The sequence below is a fragment of the Noviherbaspirillum massiliense JC206 genome (genome assembly GCF_000312045.1).
Taxonomy (GTDB): domain Bacteria; phylum Pseudomonadota; class Gammaproteobacteria; order Burkholderiales; family Burkholderiaceae_D; genus Noviherbaspirillum; species Noviherbaspirillum massiliense.
Map to the genome: position 1 here is coordinate 24,470 of NZ_HE978635.1, position 7,779 is coordinate 32,248.

Genomic DNA, 7,779 nt, shown 5'->3' on the forward strand with positions numbered 1-7,779 from the left:
GGCGGTTCTCGGTGCGGCTCGTGGTCTGCTCTGGAGCGGCTGATGACAAATCGACATATTAAAGCTTTTCGGAGCGCTTGGATTTCCGTCACGCGCGAACGCCGCCGCAAGATCAGGCCGCGACCAGCGCCCGGTTCTCGATGAGGGCCGGGATTTCGCTCGCCGGCACCGGGCGCGACACGTAATAGCCCTGGATTTCGTCGCAGGCGAGCCGCTTCAGGATGTCCACCTGCTGCCGGGTCTCGACGCCTTCCGCGACCACCCGCATGCCGAGCGCGTGCGCCATGGTGACGATGGCGGTGAAGAACACTTCGCCCTCGGGCGACTTGCCAAGCTCGGCGGTGAACGCGCGGTCGATCTTCAGTCCGTCCATGTCGAGTTTCTGCAGCTGCGACAGGGAAGAGTAGCCGGTGCCGAAATCGTCCACCAGCAGCTTCACGCCTATGGCCCGCAGCGATTCCATCTCCATCGAGACTTCCGAGGTTTCACCCATCATGGAACTCTCGGTGACCTCGATCTCGACCAGTTCCGGCGCAATGCCATGCCGGGCGAGCCGGCTGGCAAGCAGATCTTTCAGGTTGCCTTCGTGGAACTGGCGTGGCGAGACATTGATCGAGACCGGCACGCATTCCTTTTCGCGCGCGCGCCAGTCGGCGAGCTGGGCGCACACCTTTTCCATGGCGTGCATGCCGAGGTTCTGGATCAAGCCGGTCTCCTCCGCAACATGGATGAAGCGCAAGGGCTCGACCAGTCCTTCCTGCGGATGGCGCCAGCGGATCAGCGCCTCCAGCCCGCAGATGCGGCCGGAGGCCATGTCGACGCGCGGCTGATAGAACATCTCGAACTGGTCGAGGTCGAGCGCCTCGCGCAGCTTGCGCTCGATATCGAGCCGTGCCCGCAGCCTGTCGAAGAACACCGGGTCGTAGAAGCGGTACTGCCCCTTGCCGCTCTGCTTCGCGGAGTACATGGCGATGTCGGCATTCTGCAGCAGCGTCTTGGCATCCTTGCCGTCGTCCGGGAACAGGCTGATGCCCACGGAAACGCCGACCGTATGCAGGCCCTGCTGCAGCCGGAATTTTTCGCCGAACATTTCCAGTATCCGGTGCGCGATGTGGGCCGCATCATCCCGCTGTTCGATGGCTTCGAGGACGATCAGGAATTCATCGCCCCCCAGGCGCACCACCTTGTCCTCCGGCCGCACCACGGAGTGCAGGCGTTGCGCGGCCAGGCGCAGCAGCTCATCGCCGGCCGCGTGGCCCATCGAATCGTTGACTGCCTTGAAGCCGTCGATGTCGATGAACAGCAGGGCCAGCATCTTGCCGTCCCTTGTCGCCTCGTCCAGTGCCGCCGGCAGGAAGGAGTGCAGCCAGTGCCGGTTGTGCAGCGAAGTCAGCGCATCCTCGTTTCCCCGGCGTTCAAGTTCTTCCACATGCTGCTTGGCTTCGCTGATGTCGCGCACGGTGACCGCCACGCTGTTTCCGGAACGGATCAGCTTCCTGTGTATCCAGCGGGCCTTCATGCGGCTGCCGCTGCCGAGCCGGTGCTCTTCCTCATACGTGCCCAGAGCCATCGTCTTCCTGCCCAGCTCGAGGAGCTTGTCGAGGAAGGGTTGCGGGTACAGGTCCGAAATCCGCATGCCCAGCAAGTCTTCCCGGCGTCGCGCGATCATTTCCGCGCCGCGCTGGTTGCAGTCGACCAGTACGAAGTCGACGATTCTTGCATCCTTGTCATACACCGCCTGGCAGATGTAAAAGCCGTCATTGCCGATTTCAGTTGCCAGGCGATAGGCATGACGCACCACCTCGGCCTGGCGCTTCGTCAGGGCAAACCGCGCGGCCGCCACCATCGCAAACAGCGCAATCACCAGAGCCGCGACGGAGGCAATGATCGCGAGCCGGATCGTTGCGGCGCGGCTTGCAAGGTATGGCGCCATGATTTCCTGTTCGTCCAGGCCGACCATGGCCACGAACGGTTGGCTCTTGAGGGTTTGCCAGCCGACGAAGCGGTTTCGTCCATCGGCGAACCAGGTCCCGCCTTGCAGCAGCATGCTGCCGTGCGGCTGCCTGAAGTCCGGTACCTTGTTCAGGACAGGCGACTGCGGCGGGACGGGCATGTTTCCGACGCGGGAAACCCGGGTCTGCCCGTCTTCCCCCATCAGGGTCAGCAGGCCCTTCATGCCGAGGCTGCTGACATCGAAGGAGTGCACGAAGTAGGCGGGATTGACGGAAACCACGACGACGCCGCCAAACGTCCCGTCGGGATTGGCGAGCCTGCGCGAGAACTGGATGGACGGCCGGCCTGAAACCCTTCCTGTCACTATCTTGCTGATGAACAGGAAATCGGTGGGACGATTCTTGTGGACCTTGAAATGCTCCCGATCGGCGAGGCTGACCTGCTTGTCCAGCGGGAGGGTGCTCGTCACCGGCATGCCATTTGCGTCGACAATCGTGACCAGGACCAGCTCGGAAGCAGGGAACAAGCCTCTTTCCCGGATGGTTTCAAGCCGCAGCCTCCCCCCGGACAATTCCCATTCGAATTTCACATGAAGCGCGATCTGGTCGATCGAGTCGAACGCGCGTTCCAGGTGGCCGGCATAGGCTTGCGCCAGGGTCGCGCTTTCCTTCAGCGCGAAGCGCTCGACATCCTTGCGGTCCGCTTCGAGGCGCAGGCCGAGCCCGATCCAGCTGATGATTGTCAGGACTGCAATGATCGCCGGCCAGATCAGGATGGAGCGCCAGCTCCCCCTGAAATCGGCCAGTCCTGCGGGCAGCGTTCTGAAATGGTCGGCAATCCTGTCAATTCCTGTCGAAAGTCTTCCTGATACCAATTCTGTTCTCCGAAGGCTTCTGGTGCTTCCTCCATGTCGGATTGATCCGGAATCACGGATGTCGAGGTGAAGCAGGGGAGCCGGGCGTTCAGCGCGCAGCTTGTTCGAGCCTGCATGGACCTGATGAAGGCGGCTCCCTTTGCCGGCCGGCATGCTGCTGATGGACATGAAGCGCAGCAAGGCAATGGGTTCTTTTCTGTCGCCATGGATTCGATGGCGCTTCGGTGCCGGCGCGGCAACGCAGGTATGATCCGGCAAAAGGTATTTGGTTTAATCGCTGTGGCAGTCCGCTGAGTTGCCGCGCTTCGGGACCTGGCTGCAGCCCGGCGGCATGTTGGCGGCACCTTGCCCCGACAGGAAGCGGCGTGTGAAGGCCTGGCCGGGGCCGTTTCAGTCCCTGTCTTGTTCGGAATCGGCCGGCGGAGGTTTGCGCTGCTCGGGCCTGTCTTCCCTGGCCGGGTCGGCCCGCCGGTCTCCGGTATCGCGGATCATGAACCGGCGATCGGCCATGCGCCGCTCCCTGAATTTCTTCAAGTCATAACTTGCCGCTTCGTAGGGATCGTCAGGGCGGGGCATGACCGGCATCCTGATTCGCTGATGATTCGAGTGCGTCGCGCGCCCGGTGCTGGCGCTCTCAAAGTGTAGGTCGCAAAGTCGAACCGGATTTGAGCTTGACCAAAGCCGCTGTCACGCCGCTCGCCTTTGTGCTGATTGATGCAGGACAAGCAACTGTTTCACCGCCAATTCTTTTTCCCGCCACTGCTTTACCCTGCCAGTCAACAGGTCCGGCGTGCCGCACTGTTGCACGGAATAAGTATTTTTGTTTTTCGAGGGGTGAATCGATTGAATCTGCAGGGCCGGCGGAGATACAGTTTCGTCTGCTGCGAAAAATCGTTCAGAACTTTTCTGACAGACCGATGCAGCAAGAGGATCAACAGGTATTTAGGAAAAAAGATGCAACCGAAGTTAGCACACAGGGATGAGTCCGCCTGGGAACTGGGCGATATGGCGTATGAACTCGGCGATACGCTGGAAACCGGCATCATCAAGGCGGCGCAGGAAGGAATCAAGCCGGGTTCGAATGGCTATGCCGCGTTCATTACCGCATTTTCGAGGCGCGTGCGCAGTCGGCAGGTCTCGCCGGCCAGAGCAGTCTTGCAGATGAGTCAACAGGCATCGCAGGGTGGCTCGGCAGTGGTATTGACGCCCGATTTTTCACGGACAACATCGTAAGCACGAGGCGCATTGATGCCGGCAACGGCATCAATGCGCGATCGGAGCCGGCATGGCCGGCCCCTTTCTTCCCCGCCCTGCTTCTCTGCAGGCGCAGTTCCTCCCGGCCTCAGGCAGCGTATGGCTCCGCGGATTCCTGCAGTGCCACCCAGGCTGCCATGCCTTTCGCGATTTCCCGTTCGCCCATGATGATGTGAGTTGCGCCGTGCTTCTCCAGGTGTGTCTGTTCGCTGAACGAATGGGCCCGCGCGACAACTTCGATCTGCGGGTTGAGTGCACGTGCATGCTCGATGATCTGGCCCGCCTCCAGCGCATTCGGGATGGCCACCAGCAGGCAGCGTGCCGTGGCGATGTCGGCCGCCTCCATCATGCCGGCGGCGGCTGCATTGCCGTACAGGGCAGGAATGCCATCGGCGCGCAGCGCCTTGACCACGTCCGGCTGGTCTTCGATGACGATGAACGGCTGCTTCTGCTCCAGCAGCGACATGGCCACGAGGTGCCCGACCCGGCCGAACCCCACCAGCACGACGTGGGAATGCAGCGGCGCGTGGGAAGGCGCTTCTCCGGCGACGGGGCGCAGGCCCGCGGCCTGGCCTTCACTTTCTTCCAAAGCGGGGATCCGCCTGTCCAGGCTGCGGAACAGCAGCGGATTGATCAGGATGGACAGGATGGCACCGGCCAGAATCAGGTCGCGCCCGGTAGTCGGCAGCAAGCCGAGGGAAAGACCGAGCGTCACGAGGATGAAGGAGAATTCGCCGATCTGCGCCAGGCTTGCCGAGATCGTGAGCGCGGTGCTGCGCGGATGGCGGAAGACAAGCACGATGGCGTAGGCGGCGAGCGATTTGCCGACGACGATGATCAGCAGCGTCGCCAGCACCAGCACGGGTTCGCGGATCAGGATGGACGGGTCGAACAGCATGCCGACCGAGACGAAAAACAGCACGGAGAAGGCATCGCGCAGGGGCAGGGATTCTTCCGCCGCCCGATGGCTCAGGTCCGACTCGTTCAGTACCATGCCGGCAAAGAATGCGCCGAGGGCGAAGGATACGTCGAACACATAGGCGGCGCCGAGGGCGAAGCCGAGCGCAATGGCGAGCACGGCAAGCCGGAACAGTTCGCGCGACCCGGTATCGGCAATCCGCTCGAGTACCCAGGGAATGATGCGGCGGCCGGCGATCAGCATCACGGCGACGAAGGCCGCGACCTTGCCCAGGGTAAGGCCCACCGCCATGAGCAGCGGGCCGGCGGACAAGCTTGCGCCCTGTCCGCTCAGAAGGCCGCTCAACGCGGGAATCAGCACCAGCGCCAGGACCATCGCGATATCTTCGACGATCAGCCAGCCGACCGCGATGCGGCCGCGTTCGGTTTCGACCAGCCTGCGTTCCTCCAGCGCGGTCAGCAGCACTACCGTGCTGGCGCAGGAAAGCGCCAGGCCAAAGAGCAGGCCCGCACCGGGTTCCCAGCCGATCGCCCAGGCGAGCCCCATGCCCATCAGCGTGGCAATGGAGATCTGCGCGACTGCGCCGGGCAGGGCGATCCACTTCACGGCCAGCAAATCCTTCAGCGAGAAATGCAGCCCCACTCCGAACATCAGCAGGATCACGCCGATCTCGGCGAGTTCCTGCGCGAGATTCGTATCTCCCACAAAGCCCGGCGTGAACGGCCCCATCGCAATGCCGGCCATCAGGTATCCGATCAGGGGAGGCATGCGCAAGCGGTGCGCCAGTGTGCCAAACAGGAATGCCAGTACGAAGCCTCCAACAATGGTGGAAATGAGTGGCGAGTGATGAGGCATCGTCGAAGGCTTCCTTTCAATAGAGTGGACAGGGGGTGGCGTGAGTGCCCGCACGAGACGTCGGGCAGGGCGGTGCAAAGCGCAATTCCTGCCATGAGGAAAAAACTGCACCGGCATGATTTTATAGGCACACCGGCCCATGTGCCCAGAATAACGGGTGTTTTCCGGCAAGCTGAGCAGTGCACGGGTGCTCGGTGTCGCCAGCGGTGAGGGGCGGCGCCGCAGGAATCAGTGCGTATCACTTGCTGCCTGTTTCCAGGGTGGATGAATCCGGGTTTCCGGCTTCTTCTTCCCATTCCCGCTCGATGCGCCGCCTCGCCGCCTCCGGCGGTTCGCCGACAATCCGGCCATTTTCCATTGCCCAGAACGTACCGTCTCCCAGGCCGCGCCGGATGGCGGCATCGATCTCGTCCTTGCCGAACGCCGCTCTCAGTGCATCGATCCATGCCGTCACGACCGGCATGTCATCCCGGGCCCGTCCCGGCGCTTTGCCTGCTGCTTCATTCTTGTCCATGCATTCCAGCCTATCGCGATTCCTGCAAGCTTCAAGACCTATCGTAATTCGCGCTTTCGTTCCCGGGAGCCTTATCTGTCGGAACCCGGACAGGTGCGCCAGACCGGGCTTGCAAAACTGCCATTGCTAAAACGATATGGATCAAGGGCTGTTACAAAAATTCACTAAAGTAACAAAAAATTTTGTCGTAACTGTGACTGAGCCCCTTCTTGCCTGTCCTTTGCAGGCGGTCGGCGCTATTTCATTCACTCTCTCGACGCAGGCAAAAGATGCAAATGCAACAAGAACAGACCCATCTGGTGGAAGCCCTTGACTTCACCCTGGGCAAGGAAGAATACGGGGATGGACATCCTGAAGGAGCAGGAAATCCGGAATACGAAGCGATGTCCTGAAGCAATCATTGCTTCGGCACGGGAAGAACCGAATATTTAGGCACGGCTAACGTCTGCTACAGAAAAATCAAGGACATGAATGTGAGTTACTTAAGAAAGATCGGCATCGGACAACGGCTGTTTGCCGGCTTCACGGTTGTGCTGGGTTTGTGCATTCTCATCGCCGGACTCAGTATCTGGCGACTTCAAATCATCGACCGTGAAACGAGGGATCTGCTGAGCATCCCGCTATCAAAAGAGCGCCTGATCAGCGATCTATCGTCCAACGTAACGGGTGGCGTGCGCCGCACACTGGCGATTGTCAAAAGCAGCGACCCAAGTCTGGCAACCTTTTTCGCAACCGACACTGCCGAGTTCACTAAAGGCGGCAATGAGATCCTGAAAAAACTGGAAGCTTTGGTCGATACGGCGGAAGAAAAGGCAGCATTCGAACGAATCATTAGCGCGCGCAAAGAATATATATCCATGCGTGACGCCATCATGAAAGAAAAAGCTTCTGGCAATGTCGAGGCCACCAATAAGCTGTTCGATGAAAAATTCAACCCTAGCGTGAATGCCTATCAAGCATCTCTGCGGGACATGCTCAAGTTTCAGCGTGACACCATGGACAAAATTGGAGAGCACATCAGTGCTGTATCGGCGCAAAGCCGTACGCTGATTTCCCTCTTCGCGCTGTTCATGATTGCATTCGGTGCAATGTGGGCATGGGTCCTCACCAGGAGCATTACCATACCGTTGAAATCTGCGCTGAAGGTCGTTGAAACGGTTGCTCGGGGAGACTTGACAGCCAAAGTCGACGCACAGGAGCGAGATGAAGTGGGGCGGTTACTGCATGCAATGCAGAACATGAATGACAACCTCGTTAACATGATCAAGGAAGTGCGCATCGGCACGGACACCATTGCCACGGCGTCGGACCAGATTGCCGCAGGCAACATGGATCTGTCGTCGCGCACCGAGCAGCAAGCCAGTTCGCTGGAAGAAACCGCGTCGTCGATGGAAGAGCTGACCTCGACCG

General features: G+C 60.5%; 9 protein-coding genes. 5 read left to right on the forward strand and 4 right to left on the reverse strand.

Features of this window, described 5'->3' with window-relative positions; genetic code table 11:
• Positions 1–112: 112 nt before the first annotated feature.
• On the reverse strand, positions 113–2,827 hold the full coding sequence (locus HGHM_RS15585; RefSeq protein ID WP_019142480.1) for a bifunctional diguanylate cyclase/phosphodiesterase: 2,715 nt from the start codon (positions 2,825–2,827) through the stop codon (positions 113–115).
• A gap of 114 nt (positions 2,828–2,941) precedes the next feature.
• Between HGHM_RS15585 and HGHM_RS23395 the strand changes: the two genes are divergently transcribed.
• Complete coding sequence (locus HGHM_RS23395) at positions 2,942–3,121, forward strand: hypothetical protein (RefSeq protein WP_161603787.1); 180 nt, start codon at positions 2,942–2,944, stop codon at positions 3,119–3,121.
• Between the two features lie 96 nt (positions 3,122–3,217).
• On the opposite strand, the gene HGHM_RS15595 is transcribed toward HGHM_RS23395, so the two are convergent.
• Entirely contained in the window at positions 3,218–3,403 is a 186-nt protein-coding gene (locus tag HGHM_RS15595) for a hypothetical protein (protein ID WP_148415685.1), read from the reverse strand.
• Between the two features lie 95 nt (positions 3,404–3,498).
• Between HGHM_RS15595 and HGHM_RS23230 the strand changes: the two genes are divergently transcribed.
• Both HGHM_RS23230 and HGHM_RS15600 read left to right on the forward strand, forming a co-directional pair.
• Positions 3,499–3,810: a hypothetical protein gene (locus HGHM_RS23230; protein ID WP_148415687.1), complete on the forward strand. Its 312-nt coding sequence runs from the start codon at positions 3,499–3,501 to the stop codon at positions 3,808–3,810.
• On the forward strand, positions 3,782–4,060 hold the full coding sequence (locus tag HGHM_RS15600) for a hypothetical protein (protein WP_019142483.1): 279 nt from the start codon (positions 3,782–3,784) through the stop codon (positions 4,058–4,060). Before HGHM_RS23230 ends, HGHM_RS15600 begins: the two co-directional genes overlap by 29 nt.
• Before the next feature lie 109 nt (positions 4,061–4,169).
• On the opposite strand, the gene ybaL is transcribed toward HGHM_RS15600, so the two are convergent.
• Both ybaL and HGHM_RS21520 read right to left on the reverse strand, forming a co-directional pair.
• Positions 4,170–5,855 (reverse strand): YbaL family putative K(+) efflux transporter, encoded by a 1,686-nt coding sequence (ybaL, locus tag HGHM_RS15605; protein WP_019142484.1) that lies wholly within the window; start codon positions 5,853–5,855, stop codon positions 4,170–4,172.
• Positions 5,856–6,093: 238 nt separating this feature from the next.
• A complete protein-coding gene (locus HGHM_RS21520) occupies positions 6,094–6,369 on the reverse strand; it encodes a hypothetical protein (protein ID WP_019142485.1) in 276 nt (91 codons plus the stop codon).
• A gap of 269 nt (positions 6,370–6,638) precedes the next feature.
• Between HGHM_RS21520 and HGHM_RS23835 the strand changes: the two genes are divergently transcribed.
• A complete protein-coding gene (locus tag HGHM_RS23835) occupies positions 6,639–6,761 on the forward strand; it encodes a hypothetical protein (RefSeq protein WP_019142486.1) in 123 nt (40 codons plus the stop codon).
• Between the two features lie 75 nt (positions 6,762–6,836).
• A partial coding sequence (locus HGHM_RS23400; RefSeq protein ID WP_019142487.1) for an MCP four helix bundle domain-containing protein occupies positions 6,837–7,779 on the forward strand: 943 nt, incomplete at its 3' end.